The 22,807-nt window shown below is 69.2% G+C and carries 19 protein-coding genes; 8 read left to right on the forward strand and 11 right to left on the reverse strand.

Features of this window, described 5'->3' with window-relative positions; all coding sequences use genetic code 11:
* Positions 1-84: 84 nt before the first annotated feature.
* Together U0R18_RS18030 and U0R18_RS18035 are read left to right on the forward strand one after the other, a co-directional pair.
* On the forward strand, positions 85-1,269 hold the full coding sequence (locus U0R18_RS18030; protein ID WP_526370895.1) for an alpha/beta hydrolase: 1,185 nt from the start codon (positions 85-87) through the stop codon (positions 1,267-1,269).
* Positions 1,270-1,329: 60 nt separating this feature from the next.
* Entirely contained in the window at positions 1,330-2,775 is a 1,446-nt protein-coding gene (locus tag U0R18_RS18035; protein WP_526370897.1) for a WS/DGAT/MGAT family O-acyltransferase, read from the forward strand.
* Here the strand turns inward: U0R18_RS18035 and U0R18_RS18040 are convergent.
* Together U0R18_RS18040 and U0R18_RS18045 are read right to left on the reverse strand one after the other, a co-directional pair.
* Entirely contained in the window at positions 2,772-4,013 is a 1,242-nt protein-coding gene (locus tag U0R18_RS18040; protein WP_526370899.1) for an alpha/beta hydrolase, read from the reverse strand. The genes U0R18_RS18035 and U0R18_RS18040 overlap by 4 nt on opposite strands.
* 10 nt (positions 4,014-4,023) lie before the next feature.
* The gene (locus tag U0R18_RS18045; RefSeq protein ID WP_526370995.1) at positions 4,024-4,764 is read right to left on the reverse strand and encodes a 1-acyl-sn-glycerol-3-phosphate acyltransferase; all 741 of its coding nucleotides are present in this window, start codon (positions 4,762-4,764) and stop codon (positions 4,024-4,026) included.
* 232 nt (positions 4,765-4,996) lie between these two features.
* Between U0R18_RS18045 and U0R18_RS18050 the strand changes: the two genes are divergently transcribed.
* Entirely contained in the window at positions 4,997-5,773 is a 777-nt protein-coding gene (locus U0R18_RS18050; RefSeq protein WP_526370901.1) for an enoyl-CoA hydratase/isomerase family protein, read from the forward strand.
* A gap of 110 nt (positions 5,774-5,883) precedes the next feature.
* On the opposite strand, the gene U0R18_RS18055 is transcribed toward U0R18_RS18050, so the two are convergent.
* Entirely contained in the window at positions 5,884-6,621 is a 738-nt protein-coding gene (locus tag U0R18_RS18055; RefSeq protein WP_526370903.1) for a FadR/GntR family transcriptional regulator, read from the reverse strand.
* A gap of 286 nt (positions 6,622-6,907) precedes the next feature.
* Here U0R18_RS18055 and U0R18_RS18060 point away from each other — a divergent pair, with 286 nt between their 5' ends.
* Complete coding sequence (locus U0R18_RS18060) at positions 6,908-8,422, forward strand: class I adenylate-forming enzyme family protein (protein ID WP_526370905.1); 1,515 nt, start codon at positions 6,908-6,910, stop codon at positions 8,420-8,422.
* Between the two features lie 10 nt (positions 8,423-8,432).
* Entirely contained in the window at positions 8,433-8,732 is a 300-nt protein-coding gene (locus U0R18_RS18065; protein ID WP_526370907.1) for a hypothetical protein, read from the forward strand.
* An 18-nt stretch (positions 8,733-8,750) separates the two neighbouring features.
* Here U0R18_RS18065 and U0R18_RS18070 read toward each other — a convergent pair whose 3' ends face one another.
* The 4 genes from U0R18_RS18070 to U0R18_RS18085 form a co-directional block, all read right to left on the reverse strand.
* Positions 8,751-10,595 (reverse strand): acyl-CoA dehydrogenase C-terminal domain-containing protein, encoded by a 1,845-nt coding sequence (locus U0R18_RS18070; protein ID WP_526370909.1) that lies wholly within the window; start codon positions 10,593-10,595, stop codon positions 8,751-8,753.
* A 173-nt stretch (positions 10,596-10,768) separates the two neighbouring features.
* The gene (locus tag U0R18_RS18075) at positions 10,769-11,956 is read right to left on the reverse strand and encodes a thiolase family protein (protein ID WP_526370911.1); all 1,188 of its coding nucleotides are present in this window, start codon (positions 11,954-11,956) and stop codon (positions 10,769-10,771) included.
* A 168-nt stretch (positions 11,957-12,124) separates the two neighbouring features.
* Positions 12,125-13,609 (reverse strand): aldehyde dehydrogenase, encoded by a 1,485-nt coding sequence (locus U0R18_RS18080; protein WP_526370913.1) that lies wholly within the window; start codon positions 13,607-13,609, stop codon positions 12,125-12,127.
* A gap of 46 nt (positions 13,610-13,655) precedes the next feature.
* The gene (locus U0R18_RS18085) at positions 13,656-14,417 is read right to left on the reverse strand and encodes a class I SAM-dependent methyltransferase (protein WP_526370915.1); all 762 of its coding nucleotides are present in this window, start codon (positions 14,415-14,417) and stop codon (positions 13,656-13,658) included.
* Positions 14,418-14,533: 116 nt separating this feature from the next.
* On the opposite strand from U0R18_RS18085, the gene U0R18_RS18090 reads away from it, so the two are divergent.
* Positions 14,534-15,703 carry a glycosyltransferase family 4 protein gene (locus U0R18_RS18090; protein ID WP_526370917.1) on the forward strand — a complete coding sequence of 390 codons (1,170 nt, stop codon included), beginning with the start codon at positions 14,534-14,536 and terminating at the stop codon, positions 15,701-15,703.
* A gap of 86 nt (positions 15,704-15,789) precedes the next feature.
* Positions 15,790-16,008, forward strand: coding sequence for a hypothetical protein (locus tag U0R18_RS18095; protein ID WP_526370919.1), 219 nt, complete (start codon positions 15,790-15,792; stop codon positions 16,006-16,008).
* Here U0R18_RS18095 and U0R18_RS18100 read toward each other — a convergent pair.
* Positions 16,005-17,699, reverse strand: coding sequence for an MmpA family trehalose lipid delivery protein (locus tag U0R18_RS18100; protein WP_526370921.1), 1,695 nt, complete (start codon positions 17,697-17,699; stop codon positions 16,005-16,007). The two genes, U0R18_RS18095 and U0R18_RS18100, sit on opposite strands and share 4 nt — an antisense overlap.
* A gap of 17 nt (positions 17,700-17,716) precedes the next feature.
* Complete coding sequence (gene pgfA / locus U0R18_RS18105) at positions 17,717-18,925, reverse strand: cell envelope lipid trafficking protein PgfA (RefSeq protein WP_526370923.1); 1,209 nt, start codon at positions 18,923-18,925, stop codon at positions 17,717-17,719.
* A gap of 121 nt (positions 18,926-19,046) precedes the next feature.
* Between pgfA and U0R18_RS18110 the strand changes: the two genes are divergently transcribed.
* Positions 19,047-20,243, forward strand: a complete 1,197-nt coding sequence (locus U0R18_RS18110; protein WP_526370925.1) for an acyltransferase family protein — start codon at positions 19,047-19,049, stop codon at positions 20,241-20,243.
* An 18-nt stretch (positions 20,244-20,261) separates the two neighbouring features.
* Here U0R18_RS18110 and U0R18_RS18115 read toward each other — a convergent pair whose 3' ends face one another.
* Both U0R18_RS18115 and U0R18_RS18120 read right to left on the reverse strand, forming a co-directional pair.
* Positions 20,262-21,740 (reverse strand): AMP-binding protein, encoded by a 1,479-nt coding sequence (locus U0R18_RS18115; protein WP_526370997.1) that lies wholly within the window; start codon positions 21,738-21,740, stop codon positions 20,262-20,264.
* Between the two features lies 1 nt (position 21,741).
* The gene (locus U0R18_RS18120) at positions 21,742-22,719 is read right to left on the reverse strand and encodes a phosphotriesterase family protein (RefSeq protein ID WP_526370927.1); all 978 of its coding nucleotides are present in this window, start codon (positions 22,717-22,719) and stop codon (positions 21,742-21,744) included.
* Positions 22,720-22,807 lie beyond the last annotated feature (88 nt).

A 22,807-nucleotide genomic window follows, 5' to 3' on the forward strand; every position in this document is an offset into this window, starting at 1 on the left:
TTCGCTGGGGAAGTTGTGAACAGTTTGCGGAATTTGCCCACAATTGGGGGTTACCCGCTGGTAGCGGCGGGGTATCGTGCGCCAATGACCCTCGATGGCGTGCGGTGGATGCTCCGGGCCAGGCCCGCCGACTATCTCCTCGCGATGGCGACGGCCTCGGCGTCGTTGCCGGTGGTGGGCAAACATCTGGAACCGGTCGGCGCGTACACGGCGATGGGGGTCTGGGGTTACCGGGTGGTCCCGGAGTTGCTCGCCGGCGCCGCGAAGTCCTGGCTGCGGCCCGGCTCCGGCGACGCGCGGCGCGCGGAGCGCGAACAGACGCACCACGTCTCGCGGACCGGCCTGCGCGGTGTCGTGCCCGACGCCGACCTCGCGATCGAGTGGCCCGCACCGGATCGCACCGCACCGGTATTCAGGGCGCTGCAGCACCGCAAGCACGTGCACCGGACCTCGGTGCGTTACGGCGACCATCCGTCGCAGCTGCTGGACGTCTGGCGCCGCGACGACCTGCCCTCGCACGCGCCGGTGATGATCTTCGTGCCCGGCGGCGCATGGGTGCACGGCAGCCGGATCCTGCAGGGCTACGCCCTGATGGCCCACCTGGCCGCCAACGGCTGGGTGTGTCTGTCGGTGGACTACCGGGTGTCGCCCAACAACCCGTGGCCGCGCCACCTGGACGACGTGAAGACGGCCATCGCCTGGGCGCGGGCCAACGTCGACCGCTTCGGCGGCGACCGGGACTTCGTGACCATCGCGGGCTGTTCGGCGGGCGGGCACCTGGCCGCGCTGGCCGGCCTGACCGCCGGCGATCCGGAGTACGACGCACACCTGCCGGCGGGGTCGGACACCTCGGTCGACGCGGTCGTCGGTATCTATGGCCGCTACGACTGGGAGGACCGCTCGACCACGGAGCGGGAACGCTTCGTGGAGTTCCTGGAGCGCATCGTCGTCAAGCGCCGGATCGAGGACACCCCCGAGACGTTCCGCGCCGCCTCGCCGATCGCCCGGGTGCACCAGGATGCGCCGCCGTTCCTGGTGATCCACGGCAGCGCCGACAACGTCATCCCGGTCGAACAGGCCCGCAGCTTCGTCGATCGGCTGCAGGAGGTGTCCCGGTCGCCTGTCGGCTATGTCGAACTCCCCGGCGCCGGACACGGTTTCGACATGCTCGACGGCACCCGGACCGGACCCATGGCGACCGCGATCGGGTTGTTCCTCAACCAGATTCACCGGATTCGCCCGGCGATGGCCGCCAAACAGGTCATCTGATCCGCCGCCGGTCGGTAGCCTTCCCGGTTGGGGGAGGTGTGAGGTGGTGATGCAGGCAATATGAAGCGACTGACCGGATGGGACGCGTTCCTGCTCTACAGCGAGGCGCCCAATGTGCACATGCACACCCTCAAGATCGCGATCATCGAACTGGTCGACATGGGTGGCCGTTCCTTCGGTGTCGAGGATTTCCGGCGGGTGCTGAACGCCCGGCTGCACAAGCTGTATCCGCTGCGCTACGAACTGGTCGACATCCCGTTCAAGTTCCACCATCCGATGTGGCGCGAGAACGTCCACGTCGACCTCGATTACCACATTCGGCCGCTGACGTTGCCGGCGCCGGGTGGGCGCCGTGAACTCGACGATGCGATCGGCCAGATCGCCGGCACGCCGCTGGACCGGAGCCGCCCGCTGTGGGAGATGTACTTCATCGACGGGCTGGCCGACGGGCGCATCGCCGTCGTCAACAAGGTGCACCACGCGCTGGCCGACGGAGTGGCGGCCGCCAACCTGCTGGCGCTGGGCATGGATCTGCAGCAGTCCACCCCCGGAGACGACGGGGCCGACCAGGAGAGCTACGAAACCGATCCTGCGCCAACGAGTTTCGAGTTGGTCCGGTCGGCGTTCCGGGACCACTTCCGGCATGCCGCCGAGATTCCGTCGACCATCGGCTACACCGTTGCGGGGATCAACCGGGTGCGCCGCAGCTCGCGCAAGTTGGGGCCCAACCTGACCATGCCGTTCACGCCGCCGCCGAGTTTCATGAACCACATGCTGACCCCGGAACGCCGGTTCGCGACGGCGTCGTTGTCGCTCGACGACATCAAGGAAACCAAGAACGCCCTCGGGGTGTCGATCAACGATCTGGTGCTGGCGATGTCGGCGGGCGCGTTGCGCAAGGCCTCACTGCGCTACGACGGGCATGCCGACCATCCGTTGCTGGCCTCGGTGCCGGTCAGTTTCGACTTCTCCTCGGAACGCATCTCGGGCAACCGGTTCACCGGCGTGATGATGCCGGTGCACATCGACCTGGCGGATCCGCTCGACCGGGTGCGCCGGACACACGAGGATGCCGTTCTGGCCAAGGAGACCAATCTGCTGATCGGGCCGGAACTGGTCAGCCGTTGGTCGAACTACATGCCCCCGGCCGCGATGGAGGCGCTGTTCCGACGCCTGTCCCGCAAGGACGGTCAGAACAAGGTGCTCAACCTGAACATCTCCAATGTGCCCGGGCCGCGCAAGTACGGCAGGGTCGGGGGTGCGCTGGTCACGGAGATCTACTCGGTGGGCCCCGCCACCACGGGCAGTGGCATCAACATCACCGTGTGGAGTTACGTCGACCAACTGAACATCTCGGTCATCACCGACCTGAAGTCCGTGGACGACGCGCACGAGATCACCACCGCGATGGTCGATGAGCTCGTCGAAATACGTAGAGCCGCAGGGCTTTCCGAGAAGCTGACGGTGGTCGAGAAAGCTATGTCTCCGGCGACGCGAGGTATCTAGCCGCGGGCGCGTACCCAGGACAGGAACCGGTCCACCGCTTCGGCGGTGTAGTGCCCGCGCGGTGAGCCGAAGAAGTCGAAGGCGTGCTGGGCGTGCGGGATCTCCGAATACGCCACCACGTCGTCGGACGCGTCGCGCAACCGGTCCGCGAATTCGCGCGCCTCGGTCACGGGGATCAACGAATCGTCGGTGCCGTGCAGGATGAAGAACGGCGGTGCGTCGGCGCGCACCTCGAACAGGGGTGAGGCGTCGCGGTACACCTCGGGGTGCTCGTCGCGGCCGGTCTTGGCGACGAAGCGCTCCAGCAGGCCGATGAACTCCGGGCGCCCGGCGCCCTCGGTGCTGAACCAGTCGTATCGCCCGTACACCGGGACGGCCGCCACCACCGAGGTGTCCGCGTCCTCGAACCCGGACTGGAATTTCGGGTCGTTCGGCGTGAGGGCGGCCAGCGCGCACAGGTGGCCACCGGCCGAACCGCCCGTCATCGCGACGAACTCGGGATCGCCACCGTAGTCGGCGATGTTGGCCTTCACCCAGGCCAGTGCACGCTTGACGTCGACCATGTGGTCGGGCCAGGTGTGCCGCGGGCTCACCCGGTAGGCGATCGAGATGCACACCCAGCCCCGCTCGGCCAGATGACTCATCAACGGATACGCCTGCGGGCGGCGCATCCCGATCGACCAGGCGCCGCCCGGAACCTGCAGCAGCACAGGCGCTCTGGCGTCGCGAGGCAGATCGGCACGCCGCCAGATGTCTGCCATATTGGCGCGGCCGTGCGGACCGTAGCGGACAATTCCCTTCTCGACGTATCTGTGGCGCGACCATCCGGTGGCGAAGATTCCGCCGTGGTCGCGCGCGGCCGCCAGGGCGGGTGCCAGGATGGGTGCCGACGTGGCGGCCAGTTCGCGGTAGCCGGGCCCGAGTTCCGCGCCCAGCCCGGCCTCGAAGTACGGTTCGGACCGCACGTTGCGGCGGATGAGCAGTACCAGCAGCGCCCAGCCGATCACGTGGATCAACAAGGCGATTCGGCCGCGCCGGCCCGTGAAGTCGCCGCGGATCCCACGCCGCAGCGCGGACAGGGTCGAGCCCGCCAAATACAACGGCGTCAGTTCGGTGGTGGGCCAGCCGAAGGCGAAGTTGGCCACGGTGCGGTAGCCCTGGCGCCCCAGCGGCCGAACTCCGTTGGCGGCGTTGAGAAGTTCCGCCAGTGCTCGCACCAGCGTCCGGTTGGGGCGCACCGACCTGCCGCTATCCGATCACCGGCAGGCGCCGCTCGGCGGCCAGCTCATCGAGGGCGGTCTGCATGACCCGGCGGACGTGGGCGTCGACCTCGTCGACGTCGGGGTCCTCGCCGAACTCGGCGACGATGTCGATGGGCTCGAGGACCTGCTGCACGATCTTGGTCGGCAGTGGCACGTTGACCGGGAGCACGGCCGACAGCCCGAACGGGAAGCCGAAGCTCACCGGCAGGATCTTGGCCCGGAACAATTTGTCCAGCCGGAGCAGCTTGGCCACCTCGGTCCCCCGGGTCAGATAGATCTGGCTCTCCTGCCCGCCGATGCCCACCACCGGCACGATCGGCACCCCGGCGTTGATCGCGGCCCGGATGTAGCCGGTGCGGCCGTCGAAGTCGATGGTGTTGCGCGCGGTGCTGGGCCGGTAGGCGTCGTAGTCGCCGCCGGGGAACACCACGACCACGCCGCCCGAGCGCAGCGCCTCGTCGGCGTTCTCGTGGTTGGCCTTGATGAATCCGGTCTTGCGGAAGAAGCTGCCGGTGGGTCCGGCCAGCACGAGGTCGAAGGTCAGGGTGTAGATCGGCCGGTCGAAACCGAACTTCTCGTAGAATCCGGTGGCGAACACCGGGACGTCCATCGCGAACATTCCGCCGGAGTGATTGGACACCACCAGGGCCCCGCCGTGCGGGAAGGTGTCGAGTCCGCGCACCTCGGAGCGGTGCCAGACCTTCATCAGCGGCCGGATGACCTCCATCACCCGCTGGGTCAGCTCGGGATCCCACTTGGTGACCTCACCGGAGGTGAAGTCGGAAGTGATGTCGGCCGCGTCGCCGGAGTCCTTCGTGCTCACCCGAGCCCCCTGTCCTGAAACTGGAACGTGTTCTAGTTCGATGGTACCCACTCTGCCCGGACGGTAATCGCCAGCCACCTTCCCGTAGGGGATACCGTGCCGCTTACGGGTCGCTTCGTGTGCTTAAGTTGTCCCCGTGAGCGACGAAACCACCGAACCGGCAGTCCTGGTCGAACAGCGCGACCGCATCCTCATTGTCACCATCAACCGCCCGAAGGCGAAGAACGCTGTCAACCTGGCGGTCAGCCAGGGCCTGGCGGACGCGATGGACCGCCTCGACGGCGACCCCGGCCTGTCGGTCGGCATCGTCACCGGCGCGGGCGGCTCGTTCTGCGCCGGAATGGATCTCAAGGCCTTTGCCCGCGGCGAGCGCTGCGACATCGACGGCCGCGGCCTGGGCTTCACCCAGCGCCCGCCGGCCAAGCCGCTGATCGCCGCGGTCGAGGGTTATGCCCTGGCCGGTGGCACCGAGGTGGCGCTGTCCTGCGATCTGATCGTGGCCTCGCGCGAGTCCGCGTTCGGCATCCCCGAGGTCAAGCGTGGGCTGGTCGCCGGAGGCGGCGGTCTGCTGCGGCTGCCGCAGCGCATTCCGTACGCCATTGCGATGGAGCTGGCGCTCACCGGTGAGAACCTGTCGGCGGAGCGGGCCCATGAGCTCGGGCTGGTCAGTGCGCTCACCGACGCCGGCGGCGCACTGGACGGCGCGATCGCGCTGGCCGAGAAGATCGGCGCCAACGGCCCGCTGGCGGTCGCGGCCACCAAGAAGATCGTTGTGGAGTCCCGCTACTGGGGCGACGAGGAACAGTGGACCGAGCAGATGAAGATCCTCGCGCCGGTGTTCATGTCGAAGGACGCCCAGGAGGGTGCGGTGGCCTTCGCCGAGAAGCGCGCCCCGAAGTGGACCGGTACCTGAGCCGAGCCGGCTCCCCGGCGCCGATCTGTTCCGCCGTGGCTGCGAACTTGTGCGAGTAGGCGCCGCAGGCAGCGCTGAACAGATCGACGTGGGGGTCGGGAACGTGACCCTCACTCCAGCAGGTCGACCACCGTCGAGAGCGCGGGTCCCGTCAGCGCGTCCTTCTCGGTGCGCTCGAGGTGACTGCGCCAGAACGTGACGGCGCCGTCGGCGTCGCCGGCCTTGATCAGGTCGACCACCTGTGCGTGCGCCTTCATCGAGCGCTTCCACGCCTGCTCGGCCCGATTGCCGGTGGGGCGCATCGACCGGGTGGCCCGGGCGATGAGGTGGTACAGCATCTCGTTGATCATTCGCAGGGTCTTGTTGCCGCACAGTTCGGCGATGGCGATGTGGAACTCGGCGAGCGCCACCCGGGACTGCTCGTCGCTGATGTCGGCGTCGGCGGAGGTCAGTGCCGCCTCGAGCGCGGCGATGGTCTGCGGATCGCGTTCGCCGGCGAGCTTGCGGATCATGTCGGCTTCCAGCGCGGCGCGGGCGTCGTAGACGTCCTTGAGCGTGACGCCCTCGTATTCGAGGATCAGGCCGGCATAGCGCGCGAGTGTCTGCTTGGTGGGGCTGGTGACCCGCGCGCCGCCGCGGACTCCGCGCTGCACCTCGATCAGCGATTCGGACTCGAGCACCCGGAACGCTTCCCGCAGGGTCGGCCGGGACACCCCGAACTGTTCCATCAACTCCGACTCGGGCGGCAGCATGGTGCCGACCGGGATGTCGCCGCGGATGAACATCTTGCGCAGCACGGTGGCGACGCGATCGGCCATCTTCGGCTCGCGAAGGCTGGTGACCTCCATCAACTTCCTCAGCGTCGTCGATCTGTTCAGCGGTGGCTGCGACGTTGTGCGAGTGGCCGTCGCCGTGGACGCTGAACAGATCGGGGAGGGGTTTCTCGAATTACCTAACTGTTTTACAGATTAGCTGACGACAGCCCCGCCGGTGGCGCTGTCGGACGGCCTCATCGTCCCGGCTGCATTGATATTGGGCAGTTCGGACGGGATTTCCTGCACCAGCTGGCCGATTGAAAACAGCTAACTATATAGTGTTTTCAGACACTGTCCCGACCCGACTGATTGAGGCTCGATGAGCATCTCACTACTGCTCGAGATGGCCGTATCCGGCGACCCCGACCGGCTCGCGATCGTCTCCGGCGACGTGCGGCTGACCACCCAGGAGTTGTCCGATCTGGCCGACGGCGGCGCCGGCGTCATCGAGGCGTCCGGGTGCGAGCACGTCGCCTACGTCGGCGCCGGTGGCGCGATGCTCCCCCTGCTGCTGTTCTCGTCGGCCCGGTCGGGCCGGGCGTTCACCCCGATCAACTACCGGCTCTCGGCCGACGGCATCCAGGCCCTGATCGAGCGTCTGCCCGCACCGCTGGTCATCGTCGACGCCCGCTACCGCGACATGATCGGGTCGGCCGGCAAGACGGTGCTGGACTCCGAGGAGTTCCTGGCCGCCGCCCGGACCGCCGAACCCGCCGCGGAGTTCCCCGACCCCGACGCCGTCGGCGTGGTGCTGTTCACCTCCGGCACCACCTCCGCGCCCAAGGCCGTCGAACTGACCCACAACAACCTGACCAGTTACGTCACCGGCACGGTGGAGTTCAGTGCGGCCGAGCCCACCGATGCGGCCCTGATCTGCGTCCCGCCGTACCACATCGCCGGCGTCAGCGCGGCGCTGTCGAATCTGTACGCGGGCCGAAAGATGGTGTACCTGCCCAACTTCGACGCGAGCGAGTGGGTCCGGCTGGTCAACGAGGAGGCCGTCACCACGGCCACCGTCGTACCCACCATGCTGGACCGCATCGTCAAGGTGCTCGACGCCGACCACACCGAGGGGCCCCGGCTGCCGTCGCTGCGCAACCTGGCCTACGGCGGGTCCAAGGTCGGATTGCCACTGGTGCGCAGGGCGCTGGAGTTGCTGCCGGATGTCGGCTTCGTCAATGCCTACGGGTTGACGGAAACCAGCTCGACCATCGCGGTCCTCGGCCCGGACGATCACCGGACAGCGCATGGCCACGCCGACGAGAACGTCGCGCGGCGGCTCGGTTCGGTGGGCCAGCCCGTGGCCGGGATCGAGGTGCAGATCCGCGACGAGGCCGGCAACGTGCTCGGCCCCGGTGAGACGGGGGAGCTGTTCGTGCGCGGCGAACAGGTGTCGGGCCGCTACACCGGGATCGGTTCGGTGCTCGACGAGAACGGCTGGTTCCCGACGCGCGACATCGCGATGCTCGACGAGCACGGCTATCTGTTCCTCGGCGGCCGGTCCGACGACACGATCATCCGCGGTGGCGAGAACATCGCCCCCGCCGAGATCGAGGACGTGCTCGTCGAACACGCCCATGTGCATGAGGTCGCCGTGGTCGGTGCCGAGCACCCCGAGTGGGGTCAGGAGATCGTCGCCGTGGTGGTGCCCGTCGCGGGCATCGACCCGGACCCCGACGAACTTCGCGAGCATGTGCGCAGCGCACTGCGGGGTTCGCGCACCCCTGACCGAGTAGTGTTCCGTGACGAGTTGCCCACCAATGCCACCGGCAAGGTGCTGCGGCGGGAGATCGTCTCGAGCCTGAACCAGACCGCCGACGACGACAGTCAGTGAGGACACAATCATGGTGAAGAACGGCACCCGCCTGCAGAGCCAGGTCGACGACACCCAGGTGATCGTGGTCAAGTCGGCCGATTCCCTGGACGATCTGCGTTGTGGTGGCACCGCGATGATCGCGCTGGATGCCGAGAAGTCTCCCGCCGACATCGACCCGAAGTTCAGCGACGGCACCGTGATGGGCAAGCGCTACGTCGACGAGGGTGGCGCCGAACTACTGGTGACCAAGGCCGGCCAGGGCACCCTGACGGTCGGCGAGACCCCGCTGTCGCTCAAGGATGCCAAGCCGCTGCCCGCATCGGACTGACCCGGTTCGTCGGAAGGGTCAGAACGCGCCCTCGGGCACATCCATGAGCGCCACGTCGGTGTTCTCGACGATGTGCCGGTCGGCGGTGAGCCGGGGCAGCACCGTGGTGGCGAAGAAGACCGCCGCGGCGATCTTGCCCTCGTAGAAGTCGCGATCGGCCTCGGCCGCTGCCTTCTGGTCCGGGGCCAGGGCCCCGTAAGCGATGTGCGCCTGTTGCAGCAGGAGCCACCCGATCAGCAGATCCCCGACGGCCATCAGGAACCGGACGGACTCCAGGCCCACCCGGTAGAGCTCCCGCGAGTTCTCCTGGGAGGCAATGAGATACCCCGTCAGTGTGCCCACCATCGCCGTGACGTCGTCGACGGCGGTGCGCAGCCGGTCCCGGGCGTCCGCCAGCTCCGCCGAGGCCGGCTCCAGCGCGAGGAACTCGCCGATCTGGCCCAGCAGAAAACTCAGCGCGGCCCCTTGATCGCGAGCGATCTTGCGGAAGAAGAAGTCCTGGGCCTGGATCGCGGTGGTGCCCTCGTACAGGGAGTCGATCTTGGCGTCGCGGATGTACTGCTCGATCGGGTAGTCCTGCAGATAGCCCGACCCGCCGAACGTCTGCAGCGATTCGGTCAGGCACTGGTAGGCCCGCTCCGAGCCGACGCCCTTGACGATCGGCAGGAGCAGGTCGTTGATGCGGCCGGCCATCATGGCGTCGGCCCCGGAGATCACCGCCGCGGCGGTCTCGTCCTGGTGCGCCGCCGTGTAGAGGTACAGCGCCCGGAGGCCCTCGGCGTAGGCCTTCTGCGTCATCAGCGCGCGGCGCACGTCCGGATGGTGGATGATCGTCACCCGCGGCGCGGTCTTGTCGGACATCTCGGTCATGTCGGCACCCTGCACGCGCGTCCTGGCGTACTCGAGGGCATTGAGATAGCCGGTGGACAGTGTGCTGATTGCCTTGGTGCCCACCATCATTCGCGCGTATTCGATGACCTTGAACATCTGTGCGATGCCGTTGTGGGAGTCGCCCACCAGGTAGCCCACCGCGGGAATGCCGTGCTGGCCGAAGGTCAGCTCGCAGGTGGCCGAAACCTTCAGCCCCATCTTGTGTTCGACGTTGGTGACGAACACGCCGTTGCGTTGGCCGGGCTCGCCGGTCTCGGGGTCGAACAGGAACTTGGGCACCAGGAACAGGCTCAGGCCCTTGGTGCCGGGTCCGGCGCCCTCGGGCCGGGCCAGGACGAGGTGCAGGATGTTCTCGAACATGTCACCCGCGTCGCCGCTGGTGATGAACCGCTTGACGCCGTCGATGTGCCAGGTGCCGTCCGGCTGCTCGATGGCCTTGGTGCGGCCGGCGCCGACGTCCGAGCCCGCATCGGGTTCGGTGAGCACCATGGTGGCGCCCCACAGGCGTTCGACAGCCGTTGTGGCCCAACGCTTCTGCTCTTCGTTGCCGACGTGGTACAGGATGTCGGCCAGGACGGGGCCGGCCAGGTAGATGAACACCGCGGGCTGCGCGCCCAGCGGCAGCTCGTTCAGCGCCCAGCTCACCATCGCCGGTGCCGGCACGCCGCCGACCGCCTCGTCGAGGCCGATCCGGAACCACTCGCCCCGGACCCACGCTTGCAGGGACTCGGTGAACGGCTCCGGAAGGGTCACCGAATGGGTGGCCGGATCGAAGGTGGGCGGATGGCGGTCGGACTCGGCGAACGACTCCGCCACCGGGCCCTCCGCCAAACGCGCGGCCTCGCTGAGCATCTCGCGGACGGTGTCGACGTCGAGGTCGCCGAATTCGCCACTGGCGAGCACCTTCTCCAGGTGAAGCACCTCGACGAGGTTGAACTCCAGGTCGCGGATGTTGCTCTTGTAGTGGCCCATGGGGGCCAGTCTAGGACGGTGACCCCCTATCCCATCTGCTCTGCGGTGACTGCGACGTTGTGCGAGTGACTCGCGCAGTGGCCGCTGAGCAGATCGGGAAGAGGGCGGGGCTGGGCCTACCCGACCTCGGCCGGACTGTCGGCCTCCTCCTCAGTCGCTGCGCTCCTGCATCGTCAGCCGACCTCGATGACCATCGCGGCGCCCATGCCGCCGCCGGCGCACATCGACAGCACGCCGATGCCGCCGCCGCGGCGACGCAGCTCGTGGATGGCCGAGGTGACCATGCGCGCGCCGGTGGCCGCGATCGGGTGGCCCAGACTGATGCCCGAGCCGTAGACGTTGACGATCTCCTCGTCGAGGCCGAGCTGCCGGGTGCAGGCCACGGCCTGCGCCGCGAACGCCTCGTTGATCTCGAACAGCGCGACGTCGGAGATCTTCAGGCCGGCCAGGTCGAGTGCCTTCGGGATGGCGTAGATCGGTCCGCTGCCGGTGCGCTTCGGGGCAACGCCCACCTGCGCCCAGGACAGGATGCTGGCCAGCACGGGCTGCTGGGTGTCCGGGGCGGCCAGGGCGACCACCGCGGCGGCGTCGTTGGTGCCCGACGAGTTGCCGGCGGTGACGGAGAAGCCCTCGATCTCGGGATGCAGCACCTTCAAACCGGCCAGCGACTCCATCGAGGTGTCGCGGCGCGGATGCTCGTCCTCGGCGAACGTGATGGTGGACCCGTCCTGCTGGGGCACCTGGATCGGCACGATCTCGTCGACGAACGAACCGGCGTCGACCGCCTTGACGGCGCGCTGATGGCTACGCAGCGCCCAAGCGTCCTGATCCTCACGGGTCAGGCCGTACTCGACCGCGCAGTTGTGCGCCACGGTGATCGACATGTCGAACGGGGGAGCGTCGGCGATGGTGATCGGATTGGACATCGGCGCCCAGCGGCCCCAGTCGTCGGCTTCCTTGCCGGTGGTGAACGCCTTGCGCTTGAGGAACTGCGGCATGGTGGACAGCGACTCCATGCCGCCGGCCAGCAGATGCCGGCTCATGCCCGAGGCGATCTGGCCGGCGCCGAAGGAGATTGCGGCCAGGCTGGAGGCGCACTGCCGGTTCACGGCCGCACCGGGGATGCTCTCGAAGCCCAGGTCCACGGCGATGTAGCGGGCGCTGTCGCCACCACCCTGCAGGCTCTCGGCCAGGATCAGGTCTTCGAAGTCGGTGGCGTCCAGGCCCGAGCGCTCGACGGCGGCGGCCACGATGGGCTTGGCGACCTCGATCGGTTCCATATTGGCCAGCGAGCCCTTGCGGGCGGTGCCGATTGCGCTGCGGGCGGCGGCGATGATCGCGGCCTTGCTCTTGGCGGCCATGTGTTCTCCCAGGGTTATGGTTACGTCTAGTGGCTTAAGTGTAACGCTGTCCGAAGTCTATACCGTTAAACGTCTAACTGAATAGACGCCTTAGGTATCGGCGAGAGTTGAGTTGTTCACACCCCGTCCTGGGGTTTTGCGTGAACAACCCGACTCTCGGCGAAGAACTCAGATCTCGGGGGTGTACCCGAACGGCAACAGCACGCTCTTGGACTCGGTGTAGCCCGCGATCCCTTCCGGCCCGCACTCCCGGCCGACGCCGGAATTCTTGTAGCCGCCGAACGGTGCGCCCGGGTCGAAGGCGTACATGTTCACCCCATAGGTGCCGGTGCGGATCTTCGAGGCGATCTCGAGGGCCTTGGCGTTGTCGGTGGTGTACACCGACCCGGCCAGGCCGTAGACCGAGTCGTTCGCGATGCGCACGGCGTCGTCCTCGTCGGCGTAGGGGATCACCACGAGCACCGGCCCGAAGATCTCCTCCTGGGCGATGGTCATCGAATTGTCGACGTCGGCGAACACGGTCGGCTGCACGAACCATCCGCCGTCGAGCCCCTCGGGCCGGCCGCCACCGGTGACGATGCGGGCCCCCTCCTCGACGCCCTTCTTGATGTAGCCCTCGACGCGGTCACGCTGCTTCTCGGAGATCAGGGCCCCGACCGCGGCCGTCGGATCGTCCGGCAGACCGACCGGCATGGCGGCGACGGCATTGCCGATCTTCTCGACGATCTCGTCGTAGCGGGACTGCGGCGCCAGGATGCGGGTCTGGCCGACGCAGGCCTGGCCGGTGTTCATCAACCCGGAGAACAGCAGCATCGGCAGGGTGGAATCCAGGTCGGCGTCCTCGAGGATGATGGCCGCGGACTTGCCGCCCAGTTCCAGCGTGCACGGCTTGAGCTTCTCGGCGGCGATCTTGCCGATCTCCTTGCCGACGGCCGACGACCCGGTGAAGGTGAACTTGTCGAGCTCGGGGTTGTCGGTCAGCGCACGGCCGGTCTCGGGCCCACCCGGCACCACCGACAGCACCCCCTCGGGCAGTCCGGCCTCGGCGAACTTCTCCGCCATCAGGTTGGTGGACAGCGGCGTCTCGGAGGCCGGCTTGAGCACGATGGTGCAGCCGGCGAGCAAGGCCGGGCCCAGCTTGTTGGCCGCCAGGAAGAACGGCACGTTCCAGGCGACGACGGCGCCGACGACGCCGATCGGCTCCTTGAGCACCAGCGTCTGGCCGTAGATCCCGTCGCGGATGTCCTTCCAGGTGAACTTGTCGGCCGCCGAGGAGTAGAACTGCAGCACCGACATCGCGGCGCCGTACTGCATCATGTCGACGATGGTCGGCGGCTGGCCGGTCTCCAGGGCGAGCAGTTTCTTGAACGAGTCGGCGTCGGCCTCGATCAGGGCGGTGGCCTTGGCCAGGACGGCCTCGCGCTCCTTGGGCGTCATCCGCGGCCACGGGCCCTCGTCGAACGCCTTGCGGGCCGCGGCGCAGGCGGCGTCGACGTCGGCCTTGGCGGCCAGCGGAACCTGGCCGACCTTCGCGCCGGTGGCGGGGGAGTGCACCTCGATGACGTCCGAGGTCGACGGCTCGACCCACCGTCCGCCGATGAACAGCTTGTCGTATTCCGTCTTCGCGGTGGTGGGCTCAGCAATTTGTGTCATGGCCCACACCCTACCGAGTCCCGATCCAAACGAGAACAGGTTCCAGTCAGGGCGAAAGCACGAGTACCAGATTGCTCACCAGAAACTCTCGCAACCCGGGTATCCGGGTCACGGGCCACGCCCATCGTGGGTGGTAGCGGGGGAAAGCGGCAACCAACGCGCCGGTGCTGCGGCCCCACGCCAGCCCGTCGGCGGCCGATACCGCGAACAACGACGACCCGTAGTTGTTCTTCGGCGGATGGCCGTGCCGGCGGGTGTAGCGGGCCGCCGCCCGCGCTCCGCCCAGATAGTGCGTCACGCCCATCTCGTGTCCGCCGAACGGACCCAGCCACACGGTGTAGGACAGCACCGCCAGGCCGCCGGGACGGGTCACGCGCAGCATCTCGTTGCCGAGCTGCCAGGGGTGGCGGACGTGTTCGGCGACGTTGGAGGATAGGCAGACGTCGGCGCAGGCGTCGGCGAACGGCAGCGCCATGCCGGAGGCGCGCACGAATGTCCCGCCGGAATGGTGCGCCGCCGGGCCGGCGTGCATCTCGGCCGGATCGGGCTCGACACCGATGTAGTGCGCCCCGCGGGCGGCGAACGCATCGGCGAAGTAACCGGGTCCGCCGCCGACGTCCAGCACGGTGCGGCCGTCCAGGCCGGTCCCGGTGACCCCGCGGCACAGGTCGGCGACCATATCGGCGGTGTCGCGCGCCAGCGCGCCGTAGAACCGGGCCGGATCCGACTGCTCGAACCGGAACTCGGCGAGCAGCCGGACCGCCCGGCTCAGGCTCGCCCGGCGGGCGAACGGCTCGGCGGTGGTCACGTGAATCACCTTATGGATGCCCCGAACGGGCAGCCATGTGTGGATTCCGGTGCGTCGAATGCATATGGCCGCACACTCGCGGCCGGTTCGGCGGGCGCGGTTAGGCTGGACCCGCCATGCCTGATGACCGTGACCGCGCCGTGCGCTCGGTGCTGATGCTCTGCTGGCGCGACACCGGCCACCCGCAGGGCGGCGGCAGCGAGACCTACCTGCAGCGCATCGGCACGCAGCTGGCGGCGCAGGGAGTCCGGGTGACGCTGCGGACCGCCCGCTACCCGGGCGCACCCCGGCGCGGCGTCATCGACGGCGTGCGGATCAGCCGCGGTGGTGGCCCCTACTCCGTCTACCTCTGGGCCGGCCTGGCGATGGTGCTGGCGCGGGTCGGTCTGGGGCCGCTGCGGCACGCGCGTCCCGACGTCGTCGTCGACGCCCAGAACGGCATTCCCTTCCTGGCGCGGTTGGCCTACGGCCGGCGGTCGGTGGTGCTGGTGCACCACTGCCATCGCGAGCAGTGGCCGGTGGCCGGCCGCTGGACCGGCCGGTTCGGCTGGTTCGTGGAGTCCCGGTTGTCGCCGCGGCTGCACCGGCGCAACCAGTACGTCACGGTGTCGTTGCCGTCGATGCGTGACCTTGGCGTCCTCGGTGTCGGACCCGAGCGGATCGCGGTAGTGCGCAACGGGTTGGACCCGGCTCCGGAGGTCACCCTGCGGGCGCCGCGGGCGGCCGCGCCGCGGGTGGCGGTGCTCTCCCGGCTGGTGCCGCACAAGCAGATCGAGGATGCGCTGGACGCCGTCGCCGCGCTGCGGCCGCGGATCCCCGGCCTGCATCTGGACATCGTGGGCGGTGGCTGGTGGCACGACCGGTTGACCGCGCACGCCGAACGCCTCGGCATCGCCGATGCGGTGACGTTCCACGGCCACGTCGACGATGTCACCAAACATCAAGTGGTGCAGCGTTGTTGGGTGCACCTGCTGCCGTCGCGCAAGGAGGGCTGGGGCCTGGCCGTGGTCGAGGCCGCCCAGCACGCCGTCCCCACCATCGGCTATCGGTCCTCCGGCGGCCTGACCGACTCGATCGTCGACGGGGTCACCGGCATTCTGGTCGACGACAGCCATGAGCTCACCGAGCGACTCGCAGAACTGCTCGCCGATGACGTGCTGCGCGAAGAACTGGGCCGCAAGGCGCAGGCCCGCATCGCGGAGTTCTCGTGGCAGCAGAGTGCCGACGCCATGCTCGGGGTGCTGCAGGCGGTGCGCGGTGGCGGCCTGGTCAGCGGCCTCCGGTGATCAGGGCCGTCCTGGCCCCCGTTCTATTGCTGGCTGTAACCGCCTGTGGCAGTTCGGGTTCCGGTCCGACCTGCGACGCCTATTCGATGGCCGACCCCATTGCCCGCAAGATGATGGTGAGCGACGAACTGCAACGGCACGGCCTGGACTATGCCCGTACCGATCTGCACAACGCGGTCATGGAGGCGATCGCCCGGCACTGCGGACCGATCGACCCCTACGGCCATGTCAAGGCCCAGCGCAACGGCGACGAACCCTTCGCGGCCACCGTCAACTGGACGGGCCTGAACCCGCAGAGGCCCTAGTCCCGCTCGCCGGCTTCTTTGCGCCGGAATGCCACCGCGCCGGCGGCCCCGCCGAGCAGCACCGCCAGCCACACCAGATGGGCGCCCACCGCGAGGCGGCGGTGCGCCGGGGACGCGCCGGCCGACTGACCCCCGACGCGGTACACGGCGATCTCACCGTCCCGGTAGGTCACCGGCAGCCCGGCGAGTGTCCTTGCCGCCGAGCCCATTTCGCCGCGGCTGCCGATCTGCGCCACCACCCAGCCCACACCGGCGGCGGCCAGCTGGTCCGGCGGCGCGCCGGCGAGCAGCAATTCCTGGATCCGGCGGGCTCGCTCGCCCTCGCCGGGAACCGTCGCGCCCGCGATGGTGAGATCGCCGGTGCTCAGCACGTCGGCGCGGACCCACCGCGGCAGCGGATCGAGCACGGGAGCCGTTCCCGCCCAGCCGAACTGGCGCATCGGGCCGGCGGGCAACACCGCGACCGGCTGCGGATCGGCGTTGACAGTGGCGGCCACGGCGGCCCACCCCGGCGGATAGCGGACCGATGACACCTTCCCCCACGCGCCCCACGCGAGGTCCGGCAGTACGAGCACCAGGACCGCGCAGAGGGCGGCGCCGATCGCCGCCGGGCGGACCGACGGCGCCCACCGCCGCAGCGTGGGACCCGCCCCGGCGGCCGCCACCGCATAGCCGGGCATCGCCAGCGCCACCCACTTCTGTCCGTCGCGCAGCACGCCCAGTCCGGGCACCGCCTCCACCACCGGACGCAGCAGTCCCATGCCCCAGCCGGTCGCCAGGAGGGCCGGTCCCAGTACCGCCGCCACGGCGAGAACCACCAGCGGCAGCGCGGCGCGCCGATGCCGCGTGTGCGCCAAGCCCACCGCGACCACGCCGAGTAGCGCCACGGTGCCGACGACGGCCAGCGGCGTCGAGCGCGATCCCGGCACTGCCTGGGCGTTCCACATCCCCCCGAGGCCCGCGAGGCTGCCCAGGGTGCCCAGGCCCGGTTCGGCCCGCGCCGCGAAGGCCTCGAAGCCCGGCGCGCCGGCGGCCTGATACGTCGTCAGGGCTGCACCGAGCGCCGAGGCGGTGAGCCACGGCAGCGCCGCCGCGACCGCCAGCGCCAGCGTGACCGTCGCGCACACCCAGCGGGAACGCCCGGTCCCGGGCACGGCCATGCACACCAGCGCGACCACCGCGGCCATCATCAGTCCGGTCGGGGTCAGCCCGGCCAGCGCCAACCAGAACGCCAGCGCGAAGAAGCCGGCCGCGCCGGCCCCGTCGCGCAGCCGGATCACCCCCGTGGCGACCCAGGGCAGGCAGCCGTATCCGACGAGCAGGCTCCAGTGCCCCTGCAGCAGGCGTTCGGCCACGTACGGATTCCAGATCGCCACCGTCGCGGCGACGAACTGGCCCGGCACACCGGCGTCGGGGGCCACCGCGCCGGCCAGGCGTGCCGCGCCCCAACCGGCCGCGGTGAGCCCGAACAGCAGCAGCGCCTTGACCACCAGACCGCCGTCGAGCACGTGGGAGGCCAGCGCGACGGCGAAGTCCTGCGGGACCGCGCGCGGAGCCGACTCGCCGAGACCGAGCGCGGCGTCGGACAGGTACGAGCGCGGTGTGGAGACGGCGTCGCGCAAGAGCAGATAGCCGGGGGCCGCCAGGGGGGCGACGACGATCAGTGCCAGCAGGAACGCGTACCCCGGCACCGCCAATTGGCGCCGGGTCAGCTGGAACCCTGGTCGGACTGCAGATCCGGGCGCTGGGTCGGCAGCTTCTCGGTCTCGGCCTCCGCGGCCGGCATCGGCCCGGTGTCCGCGTCGCGGCGGCCGGCGAAGAACCCCCCGCCGTCGGAGTCGGACTCCGGTCCCTGGGCCGCGACCTCGGCGCGCACGCCGAAGGAGCCGAGCAGGGCGCCCGCCACCAGAGCGATCAGACCGGCGGCGGTGAAGGTGATGGGCAGGATGCGCGACCACAGCGCGATCCGGTCCCGTTCATCGCGGGCCGAGGCGACCTGCGATTCGACGGTGGCCTCGGTGGACGTGACCGTGTAGTCGGCCATGGTCGTCTCGGGCCGAACCGGATCGCGGGCGTAGTAGTGGTTGGCGTGTTCCTCGGACTTGACGATGGTGCCGGACACCGGGTCGACCCAGAAGGTCCGCTTGGCCGCGTAGTACCGGGTCATCGTGATCGGCTCGTCGGGGTCGCCGGGCAGGCCCCACAGCGAGGCGCGGGCGGTCACCACGGCGTCCTCGGAGTCCTTGTACAGGGAGGCGTACTTGATCGGTTCGACCAGCTTGCCGTCGGCGTCGTAGCCGACGTTCTGGACGAACTTGTATGCCGTCAGCCCGTTGACGTCGTCCTCGCCCTCGTAGTTGGCGTCGAACGCCTTCTGCGCGATCGGATCGAAGTACGGGTAGGTCTTCTTCTCGGTGTCGAACGGGAAGCGGTAGGACAGGCCTTCGTGCGGCAGCGGGATGTTCGTCGGCGGTTTGGTGTCCTCGATGCTGCGCGGCTTCTGCACCGACCCGCCGGGATGGGTGTCGTCGGACACGGCCAGGGCGGTGGAGCGGTCCAGGGTCACCGTGTCGACCATGGCCAGCAGCAGGCCCATGTCCTGCTGGCGGTCGGTGCGCCGCACCGTCGAGCCGACCTGGAAGGTCACCACGTCGGCGTCGGCGGGCGCCTCGACCGTCAGCTGCTGCTGCGCGACGACGGGAACTCCCTTGTCGACGACGAAGTGGTCACCGGTCAGCGACGCGGGGTCCAGTGCGGTGCCGGTGCCGTTGCTGACCAGCGTCATACCCAGGTCCAGGGGGATCCGCTTGATCTTGCCGGCGGTGTACGTCGACAGCAGCAGCGCGGCGATCAGGAGGGCCGCACCGAGCCCCAGGAGGACGCACGCGACGTAGCGCAACAGGACTGCTCGGTTCAAGACGCGCGCACCTTCCGTCGGTCCGCCAGGCAATCAGCGATGTGGACTTCAACCGCCGACCCTAACAGGACAAACCTGGGCGCGGCCCCGGTGTGCTGCAGCTACCGGCACACTTGTGGTCATGGACTCGCGGCGCGCCCCCGAACTCGACGGGGACCGGATCGGCGGGACCCGCAGTTTCCTGCCCGCGGTCGAGGGTCTGCGGGCCTGTGCGGCCATGGGTGTGGTCATCACGCACGTGGCGTTCCAGACCGGGCAGCACAGCGGGGTCGGCGGCCGGCTGTTGAGCCGGTTCGACATGGCTGTCGCGGTGTTCTTCGCCCTGTCGGGTTTCCTGCTGTGGCGCGGTCACGCCGCGGCCGCGCAGGGGATGCGGCAACGCCCGCCCACCGCGCACTACCTGCGTTCGCGGATCGTGCGCATCATGCCCGGCTACCTGGTGGCGGTCGTGGTCATCCTGTGTCTGCTGCCGGATGCCCGCGGGGCCAGTGCGACGGTCTGGCTGGCCAATCTCACCCTGACCCAGATCTACGTCCCGCTGACGCTGACCGCGGGACTCACCCAGATGTGGAGTCTGTCGGTGGAGGTCACGTTCTACCTCGTGCTGCCGTTGCTGGCGCTGCTGGCCCGCCGGCTGCCGGTCGGCGCGCGGGTTCCGGCGATCACCGTCGTCGCCGTCGCCAGCCTGGCGTGGGGGCTGCTGCCGATCCACACTCCGCAGGGCATCAACTTCCTGAACTGGCCGCCGGCGTACGCGTCGTGGTTCGCCGCCGGAATGCTGTTGGCCGAGTTCACCGTTCGCCCGGTCGGCCGGGTGCACCGGTGGGCGCGCAACCGTTGGCTGATGGCCGGCATCGGCCTGGTGGCCTACCTGATCGCGGCGTCGCCGCTGGCCGGGCCGGAAGGGCTGACGCCGGCCACCCTGGGCCAGTTCGTGGTACGGACCGCGATGGGCGCCGTGCTGGCCGGCGTGCTGCTGGCCCCGCTGGTGCTCGACCGCCCCGACACCGGACACCGCATCCTGGGCAGCACGGTGATGGTGACCCTGGGCCGGTGGTCCTACGGCCTGTTCGTCTGGCACCTGGCCGCGCTGGCGATGGCGTTCCCCGTCGTCGGCCGGTTCGTCTTCGACGGCGACATGGTGGTGATCCTCGCGCTGACCCTGGTCTTCGGGTTCGCGATGGCGGCCGTCAGCTACGCGCTGGTGGAGAATCCGTGCCGGCAGGCCCTGCGCAATTGGGAGTACCGCCGGCTGCAGCGGGTGCCGCCGCTGGACAGTTCGGTCACCGATGCACCGGAACCCGTTGTCGCGCAGTGATATCGGGTGGCGGCGAGCTCAGCCGCGCTGGCGTGCGATGATCTCGTCCCGCACGGCGGAGCGCCGGGCCTTGCCGGCGTCGTCGCGCAGCGGCCGGTCGACGAACTCGACGGTTCGGGGCACCTTGTGGTTCTCCAGGCGCTCCCGCAGGAACGCCTGGACCCCGTCGGCGTCGAGGTCGGCGCCCTCGGCCAGCTGGATCATGGCATAGGGCACCTGCCCCAGGTCGTCGTGCGGAACGCCGACCACCAAGCAGGACAACACATCCGGATGGGCGCACAGGTTGCCCTCGATCTCGGCGGGGTAGGTGTTCTTGCCGCCGACGGTGAACATGTCGACGCGCCGGTCGGACAGGTACAGGTAGCCGTCCTCGTCGAAGTGGCCGAGGTCGCCCAGGGAATCCCACCCGGCATGCGTCTTGGCGGTGGCCCCGATGTAGCGGTAGGTCGGGTCGCTGCCCGGGGCGGGCCGCATGAAGATCTCACCGGTCTGGCCGGGCGCGCACTCGTTGCCGTCGTCGTCGAGCACTTTCATCTGGCCGACGGCCACCCGGCCGACCGAGCCGCGGTGCGCCAGCCACTCGGTGCCGCTGAGCACCGCCAGCGCCTGTAACTCGGTGCCGCCGTACATCTCCCAGAGTGCTTCTGGCCCAACGATTTCGATCCAGCCATCCTTGACCGAGGGTGGGCACGACGCGCCCACGTGCCATACCCGGCGCAGCGAGGACAGGTCGTAGGCTTGGGGGTCGGCCCGGTAGGTCTGCAGGGCGCGGTGCAGGATCGTCGGTGCCGTGGCCAGGTAGGTGACCCGGTGCTCGGTGATCAGCCGCAGGAACTCGGCGGGGTCGAACTTGGGCATCACGATCAGGTGCCCGCGCATCAGCAGCGCCACCGTCGCCCCGACCATGCCGGTGTTGTGCGACATCGGCACCGAGAACAGGCTGACATCGCCCTCGACCGCGCCGAGTGCCTGCCCGAAAAGCTTTCCCGGATAACGGCTGTCGCCGCCCACCTCGATCAGTTTCGGGCGCCCGGTGCTGCCGCCGGAGGCCATGCACTTCCAGGCCGGCGACACCGCCTCGGGCAGGGGGTCGGCCGAGAACTGCGGGCCCGGTTCGAATCCGGCGGCCAGGCTGGGGATCTGGCCGCGCGGGTCGTCGCGTCCGACGATCAGGGCGCGCGGCCGCAGATCCAGGATGCCCTCGAACTCGATGTCCGGCATCCGCGGCGGCAGCGGCTGGGGCACCGCGCCCAGCTTCCAGCAGGCGATCGCGGACTGCAGGAACTCGATGGAGTTCGGCAACACGATGGTCACGTAGTCGCCGACGCCGACCCCGCGGTCGGCGAACGCCCGGGCCCGCCGGTTGGTGTCGGCGTCCAGTTCGGTCCAGGTGACGGTGCGGCCCGCACAGGTGATCGCCGGGGCGTCGGGGAATCCCTGGGCGATCAGCGAGATCTGGGTGCTGATGGGCGCGGTGTTCTCCAGGCCCGCCACCATGTCAGTAGCCACCCTGGGTTTCGAAGATCCGTCGGGGGTTGTCCACCAACATCGTGGTGATCTGCTCCTCGGTCACGCCGCGCTCGCGCAGCGCGGGCAGTACATCGTTGTGGATGTGCAGGTAGTGCCAGTTCGGCAGCACGACGGGGACCGCCTCCTCGGGCAGCCAGTCGATGAAGCACGACGCGTCGTGGGAGAGCACCATCTTGTCGGCGTGGCCGCGTTCGCACATGCGCACCACGGTGTCCACCCGCTCGGGTGTGGGCAGGTAGACGTCGGCACCGAAGCGGTCCATGCCGAGGTAGGAGCCCGCGGCGATCAGTTCCTCGAGGTAGTCCAGGTCGGTGCTGTCGCCGGAATGCCCGATCACCACCCGCGTCAGGTCGACGCCCTCCTCGGCGAAGATCCGCTGTTGCTCGAGCCCGCGCCGGGTGGCGGCATGGGTGTGCGTCGAGATCGGCACGCCGGTGCGGCGGTGGGCCTGGGCGACCGCGCGCAGCACCCGCTCGACGCCCGGGGTGACGCCGGGTTCGTCGGTGGCGCACTTGAGGATTGCGGCTTTGATCCCGGTTCCCGCGATGCCCTCGGTGATGTCGCGGACGAACAACTCGGTCATCGGTTCTGGGCCCTGCAGTGCCGTCCCCGGGCCCTGGAAGTGGTAGTACATCGGGATGTCGTTGTAGGTGTACAGGCCCGTGGCGACGACGATGTTGAGGTCGGTGGCCGCCGCGATCTGCGCGATCCGTGGGATGTAGCGGCCCAGGCCGATCACCGTCAGGTCGACGATCGTGTCCACTCCGCGCGCCTTCAGCTCGTTGAGCCGGACGATCGCGTCGGCCACCCGGTTGTCCTCGTCGCCCCAGACCCCGGGATCGTTCTGCATCATCTCCGGCGACAGCACGAAGACGTGCTCGTGCATGAGGGTGACGCCGAGGTCGCCGCCGTCGATTGCCCCCCGCGCCGTCTGAACCTGCGTCATACCGCCCAAACGTACGTATGGGCGGAGAAGTACGAGTGGATTCCGCCAATTCGTCGGGTTCGGCGAGCGGTGTGGTTCCGCGAGTGCG

It is taken from the genome of Mycobacterium sp., from assembly GCF_046330795.1.
Taxonomy (GTDB): domain Bacteria; phylum Actinomycetota; class Actinomycetes; order Mycobacteriales; family Mycobacteriaceae; genus Mycobacterium.